We start from the raw sequence: 18,840 nt of genomic DNA on the forward strand, positions 1-18,840 counted from the left end.
TTATGAAAAGCAATTAAAGGAATTGGGTTTTAATGTCTATTAATTTAAATGATGATATGAAGATCATCCTCTATTTAGAATAGAAGGGAGCAATTATGTTAGGTAATTTTGAATATTTTAATCCAACGAAAATATATTTTGGTAAAGAAGCGATTCAACATCTGTTACCGGAATTAAAAAACTATGGACAAAATGTAACTCTGGTCTATGGCAAAAATTCTATTAAAAAAATAGGTTTGTATGATGAAGTCGTTGCAATTTTGAAACAGGCGGGTAAATCAATTAGTGAGATAAGCGGTGTCATGCCGAATCCTACGATTCAGAAGGTTTATGAAGGTATTGAAGTTGTCAAAGAGAATGAGACGGATTTGCTGTTGGCTGTGGGTGGCGGATCGGTAATTGATTATGCTAAGGCCGTTGCCGGCAGTGCTTACTGTAACGGTGATCCTTGGGAGAAGTTTTATATTGGAAGGGAAGAGTGTACGAATCAAGTGATTCCGGTTGGCTGTATCTTAACGATGGTGGGCACTGGTTCAGAAATGAATGATAATGGTACGATAACCAATCATGAAACGAAACAAAAGATCGGTTACAAATTTGGAAAGGATGCCTATCCTAAGTTTGCGATCATGAATCCGGAATATACATATTCTGTATCTTATTATCAGTTTGCTTCCGGTACTTTTGATATCATGTCACATATCATGGAACAATATTTTTCCAATGAAGATGATAATGTATCAGATGATATCGCAGAAGGTCTGATGCGATCAGTAATTCGAAATGCAAAGGTTGCTAAGGGTGATCTTACAAATTATGAAGCACGTTCGAATCTGATGTGGGCGGCCACATGGGCCTTGAATAATTTGATTGCGATGGGAAAAACAGGTGATTGGGAGGTCCATATGATGGGTCAGGCAATTGCTGCTTTTACGGATGCTACTCATGGGATGACATTATCATGTATTTCCATTCCATATTATCGTTTGATGGCTAAATATTATCCGCCTAAATTTGCTCGGTTTGCCGTAAATGTCTGGGGTGTTGATCCAGGCAATAAAACAAATGAGCAAGTTGCTGAGGAAGGTTTAAATCGTTTAAAAGATTGGATGATTGAATTAGGCGTTGCGATGAGCATCAAAGAGGTAGGCATCAGCGAGGATATGATCGAAGAGTTAGCTGATAATACACCGATCAATGATGCCGGATATCACAAGCTCAGCAAAGAAGAACTGATACAGATTTATAAAGATAGTCTGTAAATGAATCAATGGGGTTTCCTGATGTGAGGGTGCCCCATATTATTTAAAAAGGAGGTATGTCATGAAAGTGTTGGAAACTATAATCCCTGTATTTTTTATGCTTTTACTGGGATTTTTATCGAGAAGGTATCATTGGATCAGTCCTGATCAAAAAGAAGGGGTAAAGAAGGTATTATTCAGTATTGTTTTGCCTATCGTCGTATTTAATGCAATTTTTACCTCTGATATCCAGCCATCATTGTTTTTAGTGATTTTATATGCATTATTGGCATGGTGTGCTGCTTTTGTGATAGGTAAATTATGCAGCAAATGGATCAGTGAACGCTATTCCAAAATAGTACCCTATATGTTATGGACAGTGGAAGGCGGCAGTGTAGCTTTGCCTCTATATACATCAATCGTAGGTGAGGGATATGCCATCAATACGATCACTTTTGATATGGCCGGTATCATCATTGGCTTTGTGCTGATTCCGATACTTGTATCAAAAGAGTCAGCCAAAAACGCTTCTTCATCAGAAATTATAAAGAAAATATTAACAAATTCCTTTGTCTTGGCACTGGTTTTCGGTCTTATATTAAACTTCATGGGTGTATATTCATTATTGGATAAAATCAATGTCTTAACGATTTATACAGATACGGTTTCGATGGCGACCGTTTCTTTGACAGGATTGATTTTATTTTCAATGGGGTATGAGCTAAGCTTAAAATTTTCAATGCTGATGCCTATCTTACGATTATCTCTTATTCGTATCGTGACAAGCGTTATGATCGTCTTGGGTATTTTCTTCTTATTTCCTCATTTGATGGAAAATAGATATTTTATGATAGCTGTTTTGGTATATTTTTCATGTCCGACAGGTTTTGCAAATCAGCTTCAAGTACAGCCCTTATTTAAGGATGAAACGGATGAGAGCTTTTTATCAACCTACCTTTCACTTTATATGATTGTGACGCTTATTGCTTATGTGCTGATCGTATCGTTTGTTGTATAGATAAACGGGTAATGAAAATTCTATGAATCTTGCATGTCAATGAAAGATATGGTATAAATAATGAGGATGAATGTTATGGCTGCATAACATTAAAGGAGGCGAAGGACAATGTTAGGTATGACAAAGATTTATGATCGTATCAAGAAACAGGACGCTTTTTGTCGTACCATTGTTTTCACTGTTTTCCTTTCTGATGGGACGAGTGCGTCCAAAATGCGGGAAAACAGATAAAGCAGAATTGTACTTTTGTCATATGTATGATATGAGTCCGGCTCTGCCGGACTTTTTCTTTTTCCCGCTTCATATGGGAGGAGAAAGTAAATGACGATACATATTAATGGAATAACTAAAAAATATAGTGATGATATCTTATTGGATGATATCACGTTAAAAATAAATGATGGTGAACATATAGGAATCGTAGGAGAAAACGGATGTGGAAAAAGTACGTTTCTTAAACTATTAGCCGGAAAAGAGAAATATCAGCAAGGTCAGATCATCATAACAAAACATACAAAGATCGGTTATTTGGAACAGAATTTTAAAGATTATGAGGGAAGCGTTCATGATTATTTGATGAGCAGCCGCCGTGATCTTTTGGAAATGAAGGATCAGATGCATCGCATGGAAATGAAAATTTCCGATCCTGATAATGCCCTGCTTTTAGATGATTTATTGAAAAAATATGGCAATTTATGCGCAAACTTTGAGATGGCTGGCGGCTATGATCTGCTTTACAAGGTGGATCAGATGGCACAGGGGCTACGGATTGCCCATCTTATTGACCATGATTATAACGTATTGAGCGGTGGAGAGAAGATGCGTGTCAATTTAGCTTACCTGCTTATCCAAGAATCAGATGTATTATTGTTGGATGAACCGACGAATCATTTAGATGTGGCAGGAATCGAGTGGCTGGAGAAATATATCAGTTTGCTTCGAAAAACAGTGGTCATCGTTTCCCATGACCGTCTTTTCCTGAATCATACGATATCGAAGATCTATGAGATCGAGCATGGTGAAATGATAATGTATTTGGGAAATTATGATGACTATAAAAAAGAAAAAGCTTTGCGTTTTGAACGTCTGAAGCATGATTATGAAGAACAGCAGAAGCAGATTTTGAAATTGAAGAATGCCATACGGCGCTATCGCCAATGGGCGTATGAAGGGGATAATGAAAGCTTTTATAAGAAGGCAAAGCAATTGGAAAAAAAGCTGTCGCAGATTGAAAGACTGCAAGACCCAAAGCATGCAAATCGGAAAATGAAGATTGCATTGCCGGCATGTCAAAGAAGCAGCAAAGAGGTTTTGGTCATTGAAGATTTATGTAAAAGGTATGGCGATCATATGCTTTTGGAACATGTTGATCTTTCTGTTTACTGGCAGGATAGAATTGCTTTGTGTGGCAGTAATGGCAGTGGCAAGAGTACATTGATACGTATTCTGATGGGACATCTGCAAGCGGATGAAGGGAGTATTCGATTGGGAAATGATGTTGATATCGGATATTTGCCGCAAATCATCCGTTTTGATGATGAAAAACAGCGTCTTTTGAATCATTTTTGTTATGAAGCAGCTATGCATGAGGAACAGGCACGGCGTTATTTACATAAATTTGGTTTTGATGCTGAGGATATGGTAAAAAGGCTTCAAAATCTCAGCGGTGGTGAAAGGGTACGGTTGAAGCTGGCACTGATATTGGCTCATCATGTTAATTTTATTATTTTTGATGAGCCTACGAACCATTTGGATTTTTCGAGCATTGAGATCATTGAAACTATTCTTGAAGAATTTAAGGGTACATTGCTGATCGTTTCCCATGATCGTTACCTGATCAACCGATTGACTAAAAGACAGCTCATGCTTGCACATGGAAAATTGAGTGACTTGGAAAGGTAGTTATTTCAAATAAAAGGACCTTACTTTTTTTACTATGATTATGTATAATAAAAAAGTGAGGTGACGTATGAAAAAATTACTACAAATTATTTTGGTGTTGTGTACGAGCGTAACGCTTTTCGCATGCAACAGGACAGAAGAAAATAAAGAAGATCCTGAGGTACAGGCCCAGTTTGATTCATATCTTGATGAGCTGTTCAAAGATGAGATCGAGGCTGATTTTCTGACTTTTCATTATATGCTGGCAGATCCTGAAGCAGGCGGATATGAAAAGCCTGAGGTTGATTGGGGAAGCTTGACATTGGAATCCACGAAGCAGTCGATTGAGGATTCAAAAGATGATCTGGATAAGCTTCATGAATTTGAGAAGGAAAAGCTGACGGATGACCAGCAGAAAATTTATCGCTTATTGGAAATTCAATTGGAATATAATGTTGAATATGAAAATTATTATATGGAATATGGATTCTGTTTTGGTGAAAATAAGGTCAATGATAACCTGATTACGAATCTGACGGAATATCGTATTTCGAACGAGGAAGATGTTGAGGATTTTATCGTTTTATTGGAAGATGTCGATCGTTATATCGGCGAAGGCATTGAAGCAACTCAACAGATGGCGGATGAAGGCTATATCCAGAAAGAAAGTGAAAAGGAAGCGATCCTTGAACAATGCAGGAACTTTTTAGAAAGTGAAGAAATCGAAAAGTATTTTCATGATGAAGTAATGCAGCTGGAAGAGTTGAGCGAAGCGCAGAAGAGCGATTATGAAGCCCAGGTGGCAGAAGCTGTCGCTAATGATGTAAAGCCGGCTTATGAAAATATCATCACCTTATATGAACAGCTTCCGGAAGCTGAGAATCAGGGGTCATTGGCAGAAAGAGAAACAGGCAAAGCATATTTTGAATATCTTTTGAAAACACAGGTAGGTAAAGAGCGCAGCGTTGATGAGTGGATCAAAATCGTTGAAGAAGAAATAGAGGATACGATCTACAACTGGATCAATATCATGTTTCGTACGGATATTGATGCGGAATTAGAAAATGTGGAATTGCCTGCCGATAATGCGGTGGATCTCGTACATTATCTGGAGGGTTGTTTAGATGAGGAATTCCCGGCGATCGAACAGGTAGAATATCGTGTAGATTATTTGGATGCTTCTGTCGCAAATAATCTTGTGTCGGCTTATTATGTCATACCGCCGATCGATGCACCGGATCAAAATGTCATTAAAGTAAATCCTTCAAATACGGATCTGGTTGATTTATTTTCAACCTTGGCACATGAAGGATTCCCAGGACATCTTTATCAGAATAATTATGCTGTACAGAATGGGCAGCCTAAAATTTATTATCTGTTGGATAATTTGGGAAGCAGTGAAGGATGGGCCGAATATGTGGGCATGGATGCTTATCGGATCGGTCATATCGGTTCTGAAGATTTTCAGGAATACATGCGTTTATATAGTTATCTAAATCGAATGTTGAATGAATATATCGGTTTGCAGGTAAATTATAACGGTTGGCAGAGTGATGATATTGCTGATTATTTAGATAGCATAGGTTTGGTATCTGATATTGCGCAGGATCTTTATGAGGATGCTGTGTTGCGGCCGGCGATGTATGCGCCTTATTCTTTGGGAACGTATGAGGTCTATGCTTTAAGGGAAAAGGCAGAAGATGCTTTAGGGGATAACTTTGATGTTCTTTCATTTAACCAGGCACTGCTGGATGCCGGTACGGTTCATTTTGAAATTATCGAACAGGAAATTGATGAATATATTGAAAATAGTAAATAAAAGCCTCGGAATGAGGCTTTTATATTAGAGAAGATAATAAGTGCCGACTTCAAATAATCCGCTGATGAGCATGACAAGGATCGGATTCCACTTAAATTTCCGCAAAAGGAATAAGGCAAGACAAAAATTAATAAGGGAAGTGATTTTAAATGTTGTCCCGTCAGGGAAGAAGCTGGAGGTGATCATCAAAAGACCGGCACAGGCAATTAAAGCGATAACAGCAGGACGCAGTGTTTTGAGGATCGTCTGGATGATTGAAAGATTCTTATATTTGAAATAGAAATAAGAGATCAGACCTACGATGATGCAGCTTGGCAGGATGCAGGCGGCTGTTGCGATGATAGCACCCGGGATACCGGCGATTTTGGTGCCGACAAAGGTAGCGGAATTGAGTGCTACCGGGCCGGGCGTCATCTGTGATATGGTGATCAGATCGTTAAATTCCTGTAAGCTTAACCAATGATGGGCAGAAACGACTTGTTCTTCGATCAGGGCGATTGAAGCATAACCACCGCCAAAGGAAAACAGTCCTACCTGAAGAAAGCTGAGGATCAGTTGCAGATAGATCATGCTTTTTTCTCCTTTCTGCTAAGTATGAGGCCTAACAGGATACAGAAGAGGATGATATAGGCGACATTTATATCAAAAAAGTAATTAGCGATAAAAGCTAAGATCAGGATCACATAAGAAAGAGTTGTTTTCTCCATTCCTAGGATCATGTCGATCACGACACTGGCAATGAGAGCCCCGACACCGGCCTGCATACCAAAGAGCATCAATTGTATCAGCTGGTTTTCGATGAACATCTGATAGAAAAAAGAAATGATTGATAGAATGATCAGCGGTGGTAAGGCACAGCCTAAAACAGCAACGGCGGCTCCCTGAAAGCCGGCAATCTTATAGCCGACAGAAATAGCACCGTTGATAGCGATGGGTCCGGGAGCACTTTGGGCAATGGCCACCAGATCAAGCATTTCATTTTCTTCGATCCAATGCAGTTCATCCACAAATTTCTGCTTCATGAGGGTCACGATGACATAGCCCCCTCCAAAGGTAAAGGCGCTTAGATATAAGGTTGAATAAAACAACTTGAATAAAATATATTTTTTCTTCATATGTCCTCCATTTCAGTATCATACCACTCCTTATGATAATAATAAACAGTGAAGGTGTAAAAGATATGCAAATCATATGAAAAATAAAAATGATTGAATTGAAAAGTGCTGATATTGAGTATAAAATGTACAAATAGGAGGAATCGATATGCTTGCAGATTATCATATGCATACTTCATTTAGCCCGGATTCACAGTTTGATATGGAAGATGAGATCCGTTGTGCCATTAAAAAAGGAATCCGGGAAATTTGTTTTACAGATCATGTCGATCACAATATTCAGGCGCATCAGGATTGTCCTTTACGTGAATACCGTTTGAAATATGAGGAATGCCGCAGCAAGTATCAGGATCAAATCGTTTTAAAATGGGGAGCTGAGTGTGGTGTACAGACACATACCGTATCACTTTTCCAAAAGGATTTTGATGACTATGATTTTGATTTTATCCTTCTGTCCTGTCATCAGATACAGGATCTTGAATTTTGGAATCAGCAGTTTCAAAAGGGTAAGAGCCAGAAGGAGATCAATGAAGCTTATTATCAGGAAATTTACCAATGTATGCAGTTATATAAGGATTACAGCGTTTTGGGACATCTGGATGCGATCAAGCGGGATGATCCTTATGGGGAATATGACGATGATCAGGTCGAAGAGATTTTGATGGCGATATTAAAAAAAGCGATTGCGGATGGCAAAGGCATTGAAGTGAATACTTCATGTTTCAGATATCATCTTTCTGATTTGACACCTTCTAAAAAAATCTTGCAGATGTATCATGATTTAGGTGGCAGGATCCTGACTTTTGGCAGTGATACGCATAAAGAAGAGCATGTTGGTTTTAAAATTGAAGAGGTTAAAGAGATTGTCAGGGAAATAGGTTTTAAGGAGTTTGCGACATTCGAGAAGATGAAGCCGATCTTTCATCCGTTATGAGAATGGATGTTTTTGATTTGTTTATATTGCAGCTTAGAAATGTTAAGGAATCGTTGGTGAGGGTGATGGCTGATATGATTTTGATGAATATGTGATTTTTGCCGATATCATATCATAAACTGCATTAAAATGATATTTTATATAAATAAATATATTATTATATCGTAATTATGATATAATAATGATGTTTCTTGTGAGCTTTCAGTAAATTTGTTTCGGTATGAACGCTTTGATCGTGAATCAAATTTATTTCAATGCCGGATAAACTGGGGTATAATAAGAAGGAATTTGGAGGAAGCTATGTCAAATGATAAGATCGTTATAAAGGGTGCCAGAGAGAATAATCTGAAAAATATAGATGTTGAGATTCCGCGTAATAAGTTTGTGATCATGACAGGTGTCAGCGGCAGCGGCAAGACGTCGCTTGCTTTTGATACGATCTATGCTGAAGGACAGCGCAGATATATGGAAAGCTTAAGTGCTTATGCCCGTCAGTTTTTAGGTAATAGTGAAAAACCGGATGTTGATAGTATTGAAGGATTGTCGCCGGCTATTTCAATTGATCAGAAGACGACGCATAACAATCCGCGAAGTACGGTAGGAACGGTAACGGAGATCTATGATTATCTGCGTCTTTTGTATGCACGTATCGGTGTTCCATATTGTCCGGATCACAATGAGCCGATCGAGGGACAGACGATCAAGCAGATGGTGGACCGTATCATGGAAATCGAAGATAAGACAAGGATCATGATCTGTGCGCCGGTAGTTAGGAATAAGAAAGGAACGCATAAGGAACTTTTAGAGTCGCTGCGTTCTGAGGGATATGTGCGTGTTCGTGTTGATGGCGAAATCAAATATATTGAAGATGTCCAGCTTTTGGATAAGAATATCAAGCATACGATCGATGTCGTGGTAGATCGTATCGTGAAGTCTGATGATCGTTCACGTCTGAATGATTCTTTGGAAAATGCATTGAAGCTTGGAAAAGGGATGGCATTAGTGTGCTACAACAATGAAGAGATCCTTTTTTCTGAGAATTTCAGCTGTAAGATATGCGGATTCAGCGTGCCTACATTGGAGCCACGTCTTTTCTCGTTTAATGCCCCTTTGGGAGCTTGTGAAACTTGTAAGGGATTAGGTATTACTCAAAAGGTAAATCTGAATTATCTGATGCCTGATAAGACGAAGACGATTCGTCAGGGAGGTATTGCTTACTATAAAAACATCATTGTGAAAGAGAATATTGAATGGCTGAGATTTAAGGCCTTGCTGGATCATTATCATATTGATATCGATAAGCCGTTGAATCAGATGACCAAAAGGGAAATGAGGATCATTTGTGAAGGTGCTGATGAACCGATTTCTTATACGATCACTTCTAAAAATGGCAACAGCTACAATAAAACCGAGTATATTGAAGGTGTTTGTAAATTGATCGAAAGAAGATATGCGGAAACGACGTCTTCGTTTTCAAGAGAGTGGTATGGCAGTTTTTTAAGTGAATCTACATGTCCGACCTGTGGCGGCAAACGTCTGAACCGTCAGGCGCTGAGCGTCCGGGTCGGTGGCAAGAATATTTATGAATGGACCCAGATGTCGATCAAGCAGGCCTTGGAATTTATGGATCATTTGGAGCTGACTCCGAAGCAGCAGGAAATCAGCAAGCTGATCTTAAAGGAAATCCGGGAACGCTGCCAGTTTTTAAGCAATGTCGGCTTGAATTACCTGACGCTGGATCGTCTGGCCGGAACGCTTTCAGGTGGTGAAGCACAGCGTATTCGCCTGGCAACTCAGATCGGAAGTCATCTGTCGGGCGTCCTTTATGTTTTGGATGAACCGAGCATTGGTCTGCATCAAAGAGATAATGCACGCTTGATCGAGTCGCTGAAGGCCATGCGTGATTTAGGAAATTCATTGATCGTGGTAGAACATGATGAAGAAACGATGATGGAAAGTGACTATATCATTGATATCGGACCTTATGCCGGTGTTCATGGCGGTCAATTGGTTGCTTGTGGTACACCTCAGGAAATCATGCAGAATGAGAATTCGATCACCGGTAATTATCTTTCCAAGCGATGGTCAATCCCGATTCCTGAAAAACGTCGCAAAGGCAATGGAAAATATTTGGAGATCGTAGGTGCTACACAAAATAATCTGAAGAATATTGATGTGAAGATACCTTTGGGTACGCTTTGTGTCGTTACCGGGGTGAGTGGCAGCGGAAAGAGCTCACTGGTCAATGAAGTCTTAACAAAGGGTGTTCAGGCGGCATTGGGAAGAACACGTGTTGAACCCGGTGCATGTAAGAAGATCAAAGGTTTGAAAAACATTGATAAGATCATTGATATTTCACAGGATCCGATCGGTCGTACGCCGCGTTCCAATCCGGCCACTTATACTGGTGTATTTGATGATATTCGTGAATTGTTTGCACAGACCAATGATGCGAAGATGCGTGGCTATGATAAAGGAAGATTTTCTTTTAATGTCAAGGGTGGCCGCTGTGAGGCCTGTCAGGGAGATGGTATCTTAAGGATTTCGATGCATTTTCTTCCTGATGTCTATGTTCCTTGTGATGTGTGTGAGGGAAAGCGTTACAACGAAGAAACACTGGCTGTTACATATAAGGGAAAAAACATTTATGATGTATTGGAGATGAGCGTTGAGGAAAGTGTCGAATTTTTCAAAAATGTTCCAAAGATCGCTCATCGTCTGCAAACGCTGCAGGATGTCGGGCTAGGTTATGTCAAGCTGGGACAGAGCGCAACGACGCTTTCGGGCGGTGAAGCACAGCGTGTCAAGCTGGCGAGCGAGCTTCAGCGGAAGGCGACCGGCAAGACGTTGTTTGTACTGGATGAGCCGACGACCGGTCTGCATACACATGATGTGAAAAAATTGATGGAAGTATTGATGCGTATCGTTGATAATGGCGATACGGTCGTTGTTATCGAACATAATCTGGATGTCATCAAATGTGCGGATTACATTATTGATCTCGGTCCGGAGGGCGGCGACGAAGGCGGCCAGCTGGTCGTCAGCGGAAGCGTTGATGAAGTCATGGCCTGCGAGAAAAGCTATACAGGCCAGTATCTGAAGAAAGTCATGGAGGGATAAGATGGGCGTTACTGTAAAAGATTTAAAAGAGCATTTGAATTACATTCAAGTAACCGGTGATGAGCTCTCTTTGCAAAGAGAGATCGTTGTTGCGGATACCAATCGTCCCGGGCTGGAGCTGACGGGCTATTATCTTCATTCCCAACGTGAGCGGATCGTTATTTTAGGTAATAAGGAAATGGGTTATATCCAGGGAATGAGCCATGAGGCCCAATATACGAGCTTTGAGTATCTGACCCAGGATGAAACGCCTTGTATCATCATTACTCATGGTGCACAGTGTCCGGATCTTTTGCGTGAAATAGCGCAGCGGAAAAAATTTCCGGTGCTGTGTACGAAGGAAGAAACATATCGTGTCGTCATTGATGCGGTTACCTTTCTGGATGAGAAGATGGCTCCTATGACATCACTTCACGGGGTTTTGGTACAAATATATGGAAAAGGCGTACTGCTTACAGGAGAGAGCGGTATGGGAAAAAGCGAAATAGCGCTTGAATTAATCAAAAGGGGTCATTTGCTGATTGCGGATGATCGGGTGGATTGTTTTTTGATCCATCAGGAAATTATCGGCCAGTCACCAGAGGTCTTAAAGGAAATGCTGGAAATACGTGGTGTAGGAATCATCAATGTATCCAAGATGTTTGGTATCAGCAGCGTATTAGATAAGACGAAGATAGATCTGAATATTCATTTAGAGCCTTGGCAGGTTGAAAAAGATTATGACCGGGTCGGTATAGAAAAAAAGAAATTTAAGGATATTTTGGGTGTTTCTATTCCAAAGCTGGAGCTTCCGGTCAAAGAGGGACGTTCGATGGCGGCGATCATCGAGTCAGCGGTGACGAACTATCTGCTCAGCAGTATGGGACAGGATAGCGCTAAAGAGTTTGAGGAAAGGATTCTTCGCTATATTGAGATGAATAAGAACGGAGGAAATGAATCATGAGCTTTTTTCCAACAAGACAGATCTTTCTTGAAATAGGTCCGCTGTCAATCACATGGTATGCACTGTTAAGCATTCTGGGATTTATCGTTGCATATTATCTGTCACGTCATACGTTATTGAAGATGAAGGTGGATAAAGATAAAATTGAGGATTTCCTTTTCTATCTTTTGCCGATTGCTTATATCGGGTCACGTCTTTGGTATTGTGCGTTTGAGTGGAAACGTTATATCAGTGATCCGATTTCAATATTATATATTTGGGAGGGCGGTCTTGCCTTTCATGGCGGTGTAGCCGCTGCTGTCATATTTTCGATTTATTATTGCCGGAAAAATAAGATTCATCTTCTGCGTTTTGGCGATGCGATATTTCCGAACGTCCTGATCGGGCAAATGATCGGCAGATGGGGCAATTTTGTGAATCAAGAAGCCTTTGGTCCGATCGTAAGTGCTGAAAGCTTGAACTGGCTTCCTGATTTTATCAAAGAAGGCATGTATATCAATGGAGCATATCGAATGCCTACCTTTCTTTATGAAGGGATTGGCAATCTGATCGGATATATCTTGATTCGTTTTGTTTTTAACCGCTATGGACGAAAAAAACGTGGTGATCTCATGTATGCTTATTTTATGTGGGAAGGAATGGTTCGTTTCTTTATTGAGGGATTCAGGACAGATTCACTGATGGTAGGGCCACTAAAGACGGCTCAGCTTGTTTCTGTTGCGTTGATGGTGATTGGTCTTTTAGGTCTTTTAGGTGTATATGATCGTGTCTTTAAGAACTTTTATCCGTTTAAGAAAGAAAAGCCGGTCATCTTATTTGATGCAGATGGTACCTTGATTGATACGATACCTTTGATAACAGCCAGCTATAAGCATGTGATAGAGCTTCATCCATTAGAAAGAGAATTAAGTCCCATGGAATATAAAAACTTACCGGGACCACCGTTGGAGGTTACTTTGAAGGAGCTTTATCCGCAAGCTGATCATGCGACGATCGAACAATATGCACAGGAATATCGTGAGTATAATAGTGCCCATCATGATGAGATGGTCAAGGTATTGCCGGGAGTTGTGGAAATGCTGGACTATTGTAAAGAAAACGGTTATCCGATCGGTGTTGTTTCGAATAAGGTAGAAGCAACGGTGAAGCATGGATTAAAATATTGCGGTATCGATGGTTATTTTGAAGTTGTGGTATGTAAGGAACAGATGGAAAAGGCGAAACCTGATCCGGATGGCTTATTGAAGGGATGCGCCCTTTTAAATAAAGGTCATGATGACCTCATATATTGTGGGGATGCTCCAAGTGATATCATGGCCGCTAAAAACATGTCAGCTTTCTCAGTAGGCGTTGTTTTTGACGAGGAAAGGAAAGAGGCAATCGAGAAGTTGCATCCTTGCGCAATTATTACAGAATGGAAACAGTTTTGTGAACTGTTAAAGGAGGAAAGAGAATGGAGCGACAATTCGACCTTGTTGTGGTAGGCGGAGGTCCGGCAGGACTAAGTGCTGCCATCTATGGTGCAAGAAGTGGTTTATCGGTAGCGGTGCTTGAATCTTATGCACCGGGAGGAAAGCTGGTAAAAACAGCACATATCGAAAATTATCCGGGCATTGAGTCAATGGAAGGAACGACATTGGCTATGAATCTATTGAATCATGCGACTCATTTAGGAGCTGAATATATTGCTTGTGAAGTGAGCAGGATAGAAGGAAAGAGCGTCATTTGTACAGATGGCAGCAAAATTACAGGCAAGGCATTGATTCTTGCGACTGGAACCTTGGAGCGAAAGCTGAATATTCCGGGTGAAGAAAGAAATGTTGGCCGTGGTGTTTCCTATTGTGCCATTTGTGATGGTGCATTCTTTAAAAATAAAGTGATTACTGTCATCGGTGGCGGTAATAGTGCATTGGAAGAGGCTTCTTATCTAACGCAATTTGCCAGCAAAGTAAATGTGTTGGTAAGAAATGAACTGCGGGCAGATCAGAATATTCAGGATGAAGCCTATGCCAATGATAAAATTGAGATCATGAAAAAGATCATTCCTTTGGAAATTTTGGATGACGGTAAAAAAGTGAATGGCATCAAGGTTAAAAATGTGTTGACAAATGAGGAATATGTCATGGAAACAAGTGCGGTATTCCCATATGTAGGTGCCGATCCGGTCACATCTTATGCAAAGGATCTCGGTATTTGTGATGAGCATGGCTATATCATCACAGATGAAGAAATGGCAACAGCTGCTGATGGTATCTTTGCGGCAGGTGATGTACGTAAGAAAACGATTCGTCAGGTCGTAACAGCAGCCGGTGATGGTGCAATTGCCGCACAAAGTGCCTTCCATTACATTAAAAAGCATGATGAAGGTAAATGATTATCAAAAAAAGGCCCTGCGTACTTTGAATCCATCGCTTTCTAAATCAGAAATCCTGATCAATGGCGTCATGGGTCTTTGTGGTGAGTCAGGAGAAGCAATCGATATCGTCAAAAAGCATCTAGCGCAGGGACATAAGCTTGATCGGGAAAATTTAGCGAAAGAGCTGGGAGATGTAGCCTGGTATCTTGCGGAAACAGCTTATGCGCTTGATTATGATTTGGAGAGCATCTTTCAGATGAATCTTGATAAGCTTGCAAAGCGATATCCTCATGGTTTTGAAAAAGAGAAGTCAATTGATAGAGATTAAGAAAATGACTATGTAAAGCATCTTGCGATACATGGTCTTTTTTTATGAAAAGTTAATGAAATAATCAAAAAATGATATAAACAATCATAAAAATGAACAAATTGAATAGAATAACTATAAAAGTTGACCGAAATCAGTCAACTATCTTTGGATGAATTATTTACTTCTTCTTTTATGAGCTGATATGATTGAAGTACCTTAAGGCGGTATCTATTATGACAAAAGATTTACAAAAGAAAATGCTCGAGTATATTCAAATTCAGAAAACAGTAACAACAGGTGAGCTATGTGATAAGTTCAATATTTCTGAGAGCAGCAGTCGCAGATTCCTTCAGAAAATGTCAGATCAAGGTAAAATTCAGCGATTTCATGGAGGAGCTATATTTTTAGAAGATGAAGATTCTTCTGAAATTCAAAAACGTTATCATGTTTGTGAGAAAGAAAAGGAAAGCATTGCGAAAAAAGCAGCGGAGCTGATCAAGCCTAATACAACGATTATCCTTTTAGGCGGAACGACCGTTTATCGGATATGTAAATATATTAAGCACATGAAACTTACTGTCATTACCAATTCGATGATCGTATTTAAAGAGCTTCAAAGCTCTAAAGGTATTCAGCTTGTCTTGCTTGGTGGCGAATATAATCGTGATGAAGAGGAGCTTTGTGGCGTTCTGACGAATAATAATTCTAAATTATTCGCGTGTGATCATTTATTTTTCGGGGCTGCGGGATATATTCGCAATACAGGCTTTACTACTTCCGATATGAACTCGTTGCAAATGTATTCAGAATGTATGGCTTTAGCTAAACAGGTCACATTAGTATTTGACAGCTCAAAATTTGAAGAAAGAGGTAAGGCAATTACTGTTAACAATAAGGAGCTGACCTATCTTATTACTGACAGTAAGATCAAGGATGTCTATGTGAATGAACTAAAAAAAGCACATGTTCAAGTAATTGTGGCTGATTGAAAAGGAGATTAGCATGGAATATTATTCATATTTCGAAATTCATAAATCTTATGAACAGATGAAGCAAAGTGTTGATGAAGTCATTAGAAGAAAGGATGCCATTGAGAAGGTATTTGAAGATATCAGCGAGATCATTTTCTTAGGATGTGGATCAAGTTACTGGTTATCTTTATCGGCATCGAGAACTTTCTCAAAACTTTCTAAGAAACATTCGCTGGCATTAAAAGCTACCGAGGTTTCAATGCATTTGGAAGAAATGAAAGATCGTTTTAAACGACCGCTGTTTATTACACCGACTCGTTCAGGAGCTTCAAAAGAACTGCTTATCAGCATGGAGTATCTAAAAAAAGTATATCCACAAGCTAAAATATTAACGCTCAGTGAATATCAGGATAATCAAATGGCAGCTATGAGCGATCTAAACATTGCTTTGCCATGGGCAGATGAAACTTCGATCTGTCAGACACGTTCGTTTAATTGTCTTTATATCTCGCTTCTTGCGATAGCGGGTCAGCTTTGGTCAAAAAAGCTTCTTGATGAAGTTATGGATTATCTGGCAATGTGTGAAACACTTTACCCGGATATTGAAACAAAGACAAAGAAGATCGTGAATCAGATGTGCGATCCGGAAATCGTCGTATTGGGAAGTGGGCCTGCATATGGCTGTGTCATAGAAGGAGCTTATATCGTTGAGGAAATGGCACAGCATATTGCGACATACTATCATACGCTGGAATATCGTCATGGACCTATCGTTTGTGCAAATAAAAACACATATTTGTTCTTGTGTCATACCTCATTGAATAATGAACAATTAGAAATTGATATGGCGGCAGAAACGAAGCACAAAGGAGCAACGATCATATGCTGTGGCTTTGATGATGAAAAACAGGTAGCAGACTGGAACTTTACATTAAAAGGAGATTTCGGTGAAGAAATCAGAGGTATCTATTTCACAGCTATCTTACAATCTATTGCCTACTATCTTGCAGTAGCATCTGGATATAATCCGGATCAACCACAAGAATTAGTAAAATATATAACTTATTGACAGGAGGATGAAGAAATGCCGAATATTTTGTTAACAAGAATTGATAATCGACTGGTTCATGGCCAGGTTGGCGTAACATGGGTTTCATCAGTAGGTGCGAATCTTTTGGTGGTTGCTGATGATGCTGTGAGCAAAGATACGCTTCAACAGCAATTGATGGGCATTACCGCAAAATCTTCCGGCATCGATATTCGTTTTTTCAGCATTCAGAAAACGATTGATATTATTCATAAGGCAAGCAGCAAGCAAAAGATCTTTCTGATCGTCCGTACACCGCAAGATGTCGTCAGGCTGCTTGAAGGAAATGTACCAATAACAAAGGTAAATGTCGGAAACATGCATTTTTCAGAAGGAAAACGGAAGATTTCATCAAAAGTTTATGTTGATGATCATGATCTTGAACAATTTAAAAAAATAAAAGAATTTGGAGTTGAACTTTATATACAGGATGTTCCGGATTCAGAAAAGAAGGTATTGTAAAAAGGAGGGAAAAGATATGCATGAGATTACATTATTTCAAGGGATTCTATTAGCAATCATGGCCTTTATCGTTGGAATGGATTTTTATCTGGAAGTGTTTTTCTGGTTCAGACCTATTATTTGTGGAACACTGACAGGATTGATCTTAGGTAATTTGCAGCTTGGACTTGTTTGTGGTGGAGCAGCAGAGCTTGCTTTTGCGGGATTGACGCCTGCTGGAGGTACACAGCCGCCAAATCCTATCTTAGCGGGAATCATGGCACCCGTATTGGCTTATTCAACAGGTGTTGAAGCAACCGAAGCTTTAGCTTTGGCTTTGCCATTTAGCTTTTTGATGCAGTATGTGGTTTTGATGTTCTGGTCTGGATATTCATTTTTGATGCCGCTTATGGATAAATCATTATCAGAGCTGAATTTTAAAAAATTTAATTTTTTAAGTATCGGTTCATTGATCTTAGTGGGTATCGTGTATGCGATCATTGTATTCCTATGTGCTTATTTAGCACAGGATGTAATGAGAAATCTCGTAGGAATGATGCCTGAATGGCTCTCTCACGGATTTGAAGTATTAGGAGGCGTTTTGCCTGCGATAGGTTTTGCAATGCTGCTCAAGATCATGTTGAAGAGCTGGCTGATTCCATATTTGATTTTTGGTTTTATTTTCGCAACCTTCCTTCCATTCAGCAATCTGTTGCCATTGGCACTGACAGCTGTAGGAATGGCGTTGATTGATTATTATCGACAGGACAATACCGTTGTGAAAGGAGAGATCGATGATGAAGAAGGAATCTAATAAAGTAATCACAAAGTCAGATCTTACAAAATTAGGATTAAGATCATCGCTTGTATGCCTGACCTTTAATTATGAGAGAATGATGGCTTCTGGTTTTACATATGTACAAGTACCTTTATTGAGAAAAATTTATAAAAATGATAAAGAAGGTTTAAAAGAAGCTTTAGCCGATAATATGGAATTTATCAATACACATCCAAATTTCGTTGGCTTTCTGACAGGTCTGCTTCTATCTTTAGAAGAAGCTCATGAAGAAAGAGGCATCATTAAAGGAATCAAGACAGCTTTATATGCACCTTTAGCCGGTATCGGTGATGCCTTATTCTGGTTTACTCTTCTGCCGATAATGGCGGGTATCTGTTCATCATTTGCGCTAGAAGGCAACATTATCGGACCGATTTTATTTGCACTTGTCTATTTGGCATTGGTAGTTTTACGTATTCCTTTAACTCATTTTGGTTATAAGTTAGGAACAAAGTCAATCGAAACGATCAATGAGAATGCCGCCAAGATTTCAAAAGCTGCGGGAATTGTCGGAATCATGGTCATCGGCGGATTGATTGCTACTTATATCTCTTTACAGCTGACGGTTACCATACCATTAAATGAAGGTATTACATTAGATTTGCAAACAGAAATGCTTGATAAGATTTTCCCGAATTTATTGGCAATTACTTATGTAGGTATTCTTTATTATCTTCTTAAGAAAAAGAATATCAAGCCGGTATTATTGATTTTAGGAACGTTTATCATTGTTCTGGCATGCTCATACTTTGGTATATTATAGGTG

Annotated in this window: 18 protein-coding genes; 16 read left to right on the forward strand and 2 right to left on the reverse strand. The window is 39.5% G+C overall.

Annotated elements, in window-relative coordinates:
* Positions 1-95: 95 nt before the first annotated feature.
* The 5 genes from Q0K35_RS03075 to Q0K35_RS03095 all read left to right on the forward strand — a co-directional run bounded on the left by Q0K35_RS03075 (position 96) and on the right by Q0K35_RS03095 (position 5,959).
* Entirely contained in the window at positions 96-1,262 is a 1,167-nt protein-coding gene (locus Q0K35_RS03075) for an iron-containing alcohol dehydrogenase (protein ID WP_294561207.1), read from the forward strand.
* 61 nt (positions 1,263-1,323) lie between these two features.
* Positions 1,324-2,259 carry an AEC family transporter gene (locus tag Q0K35_RS03080; protein ID WP_294561208.1) on the forward strand — a complete coding sequence of 312 codons (936 nt, stop codon included), beginning with the start codon at positions 1,324-1,326 and terminating at the stop codon, positions 2,257-2,259.
* A gap of 130 nt (positions 2,260-2,389) precedes the next feature.
* A complete protein-coding gene (locus Q0K35_RS03085; RefSeq protein WP_294561209.1) occupies positions 2,390-2,584 on the forward strand; it encodes a hypothetical protein in 195 nt (64 codons plus the stop codon).
* Positions 2,581-4,161, forward strand: coding sequence for a ribosomal protection-like ABC-F family protein (gene abc-f, locus Q0K35_RS03090; RefSeq protein ID WP_294561210.1), 1,581 nt, complete (start codon positions 2,581-2,583; stop codon positions 4,159-4,161). Before Q0K35_RS03085 ends, abc-f begins: the two co-directional genes overlap by 4 nt.
* 67 nt (positions 4,162-4,228) lie before the next feature.
* Positions 4,229-5,959, forward strand: coding sequence for a DUF885 family protein (locus tag Q0K35_RS03095; RefSeq protein ID WP_294561211.1), 1,731 nt, complete (start codon positions 4,229-4,231; stop codon positions 5,957-5,959).
* Positions 5,960-5,983: 24 nt separating this feature from the next.
* Here the strand turns inward: Q0K35_RS03095 and Q0K35_RS03100 are convergent, their stop codons facing one another.
* Positions 5,984-6,529, reverse strand: a complete 546-nt coding sequence (locus Q0K35_RS03100) for a chromate transporter (RefSeq protein ID WP_294561212.1) — start codon at positions 6,527-6,529, stop codon at positions 5,984-5,986.
* Positions 6,526-7,074, reverse strand: coding sequence for a chromate transporter (locus tag Q0K35_RS03105; RefSeq protein ID WP_294561213.1), 549 nt, complete (start codon positions 7,072-7,074; stop codon positions 6,526-6,528). Before Q0K35_RS03105 ends, Q0K35_RS03100 begins: the two co-directional genes overlap by 4 nt.
* Before the next feature lie 148 nt (positions 7,075-7,222).
* On the opposite strand from Q0K35_RS03105, the gene Q0K35_RS03110 reads away from it, so the two are divergent.
* From Q0K35_RS03110 to Q0K35_RS03160, 11 genes are all read left to right on the forward strand, one after another.
* On the forward strand, positions 7,223-8,008 hold the full coding sequence (locus Q0K35_RS03110) for a histidinol-phosphatase HisJ family protein (protein WP_294561214.1): 786 nt from the start codon (positions 7,223-7,225) through the stop codon (positions 8,006-8,008).
* Positions 8,009-8,308: 300 nt separating this feature from the next.
* Positions 8,309-11,128: an excinuclease ABC subunit UvrA gene (gene uvrA / locus Q0K35_RS03115; RefSeq protein WP_294561215.1), complete on the forward strand. Its 2,820-nt coding sequence runs from the start codon at positions 8,309-8,311 to the stop codon at positions 11,126-11,128.
* Between the two features lies 1 nt (position 11,129).
* Positions 11,130-12,071 carry an HPr(Ser) kinase/phosphatase gene (hprK, locus tag Q0K35_RS03120; RefSeq protein WP_294561216.1) on the forward strand — a complete coding sequence of 314 codons (942 nt, stop codon included), beginning with the start codon at positions 11,130-11,132 and terminating at the stop codon, positions 12,069-12,071.
* Entirely contained in the window at positions 12,068-13,555 is a 1,488-nt protein-coding gene (gene lgt / locus Q0K35_RS03125) for a prolipoprotein diacylglyceryl transferase (protein WP_294561217.1), read from the forward strand. The genes hprK and lgt overlap by 4 nt, the downstream gene beginning before the upstream one ends.
* Complete coding sequence (locus tag Q0K35_RS03130) at positions 13,525-14,445, forward strand: FAD-dependent oxidoreductase (protein ID WP_294561218.1); 921 nt, start codon at positions 13,525-13,527, stop codon at positions 14,443-14,445. The genes lgt and Q0K35_RS03130 overlap by 31 nt, the downstream gene beginning before the upstream one ends.
* Positions 14,432-14,755 carry a nucleoside triphosphate pyrophosphohydrolase family protein gene (locus Q0K35_RS03135; protein ID WP_294561219.1) on the forward strand — a complete coding sequence of 108 codons (324 nt, stop codon included), beginning with the start codon at positions 14,432-14,434 and terminating at the stop codon, positions 14,753-14,755. The genes Q0K35_RS03130 and Q0K35_RS03135 overlap by 14 nt, the downstream gene beginning before the upstream one ends.
* A 215-nt stretch (positions 14,756-14,970) precedes the next feature.
* On the forward strand, positions 14,971-15,726 hold the full coding sequence (locus Q0K35_RS03140; protein ID WP_294561220.1) for a DeoR/GlpR family DNA-binding transcription regulator: 756 nt from the start codon (positions 14,971-14,973) through the stop codon (positions 15,724-15,726).
* Between the two features lie 13 nt (positions 15,727-15,739).
* Positions 15,740-16,777 carry an SIS domain-containing protein gene (locus tag Q0K35_RS03145; protein ID WP_294561221.1) on the forward strand — a complete coding sequence of 346 codons (1,038 nt, stop codon included), beginning with the start codon at positions 15,740-15,742 and terminating at the stop codon, positions 16,775-16,777.
* Between the two features lie 15 nt (positions 16,778-16,792).
* Positions 16,793-17,257, forward strand: coding sequence for a PTS galactosamine transporter subunit IIB (gene agaB, locus Q0K35_RS03150; RefSeq protein ID WP_294561222.1), 465 nt, complete (start codon positions 16,793-16,795; stop codon positions 17,255-17,257).
* Positions 17,258-17,273: 16 nt separating this feature from the next.
* Positions 17,274-18,050: a PTS galactosamine transporter subunit IIC gene (gene agaC, locus Q0K35_RS03155; protein WP_294561223.1), complete on the forward strand. Its 777-nt coding sequence runs from the start codon at positions 17,274-17,276 to the stop codon at positions 18,048-18,050.
* Positions 18,031-18,837: a PTS system mannose/fructose/sorbose family transporter subunit IID gene (locus Q0K35_RS03160; RefSeq protein WP_294561224.1), complete on the forward strand. Its 807-nt coding sequence runs from the start codon at positions 18,031-18,033 to the stop codon at positions 18,835-18,837. Before agaC ends, Q0K35_RS03160 begins: the two co-directional genes overlap by 20 nt.
* Positions 18,838-18,840: the final 3 nt, after the last annotated feature.

This window comes from uncultured Traorella sp. (assembly GCF_944327115.1).
Taxonomy (GTDB): domain Bacteria; phylum Bacillota_I; class Bacilli_A; order Erysipelotrichales; family Erysipelotrichaceae; genus Traorella.

Excerpts from the sequence above, each read along its gene's own strand:
- Q0K35_RS03075 (WP_294561207.1), top strand. The coding sequence starts at position 96 with ATGTTAGGTAATTTTGAATATTTTAATCCAACGAAAATATATTTTGGT.
- Q0K35_RS03080 (WP_294561208.1), top strand. The coding sequence starts at position 1,324 with ATGAAAGTGTTGGAAACTATAATCCCTGTATTTTTTATGCTTTTACTG.
- Q0K35_RS03085 (WP_294561209.1), top strand. The coding sequence starts at position 2,390 with ATGATCGTATCAAGAAACAGGACGCTTTTTGTCGTACCATTGTTTTCA.
- abc-f (WP_294561210.1), top strand. The coding sequence starts at position 2,581 with ATGACGATACATATTAATGGAATAACTAAAAAATATAGTGATGATATC.
- Q0K35_RS03095 (WP_294561211.1), top strand. The coding sequence starts at position 4,229 with ATGAAAAAATTACTACAAATTATTTTGGTGTTGTGTACGAGCGTAACG.
- Q0K35_RS03100 (WP_294561212.1), bottom strand. The coding sequence starts at position 6,529 with ATGATCTATCTGCAACTGATCCTCAGCTTTCTTCAGGTAGGACTGTTT.
- Q0K35_RS03105 (WP_294561213.1), bottom strand. The coding sequence starts at position 7,074 with ATGAAGAAAAAATATATTTTATTCAAGTTGTTTTATTCAACCTTATAT.
- Q0K35_RS03110 (WP_294561214.1), top strand. The coding sequence starts at position 7,223 with ATGCTTGCAGATTATCATATGCATACTTCATTTAGCCCGGATTCACAG.
- uvrA (WP_294561215.1), top strand. The coding sequence starts at position 8,309 with ATGTCAAATGATAAGATCGTTATAAAGGGTGCCAGAGAGAATAATCTG.
- hprK (WP_294561216.1), top strand. The coding sequence starts at position 11,130 with ATGGGCGTTACTGTAAAAGATTTAAAAGAGCATTTGAATTACATTCAA.
- lgt (WP_294561217.1), top strand. The coding sequence starts at position 12,068 with ATGAGCTTTTTTCCAACAAGACAGATCTTTCTTGAAATAGGTCCGCTG.
- Q0K35_RS03130 (WP_294561218.1), top strand. The coding sequence starts at position 13,525 with ATGGAGCGACAATTCGACCTTGTTGTGGTAGGCGGAGGTCCGGCAGGA.
- Q0K35_RS03135 (WP_294561219.1), top strand. The coding sequence starts at position 14,432 with ATGAAGGTAAATGATTATCAAAAAAAGGCCCTGCGTACTTTGAATCCA.
- Q0K35_RS03140 (WP_294561220.1), top strand. The coding sequence starts at position 14,971 with ATGACAAAAGATTTACAAAAGAAAATGCTCGAGTATATTCAAATTCAG.
- Q0K35_RS03145 (WP_294561221.1), top strand. The coding sequence starts at position 15,740 with ATGGAATATTATTCATATTTCGAAATTCATAAATCTTATGAACAGATG.
- agaB (WP_294561222.1), top strand. The coding sequence starts at position 16,793 with ATGCCGAATATTTTGTTAACAAGAATTGATAATCGACTGGTTCATGGC.
- agaC (WP_294561223.1), top strand. The coding sequence starts at position 17,274 with ATGCATGAGATTACATTATTTCAAGGGATTCTATTAGCAATCATGGCC.
- Q0K35_RS03160 (WP_294561224.1), top strand. The coding sequence starts at position 18,031 with ATGATGAAGAAGGAATCTAATAAAGTAATCACAAAGTCAGATCTTACA.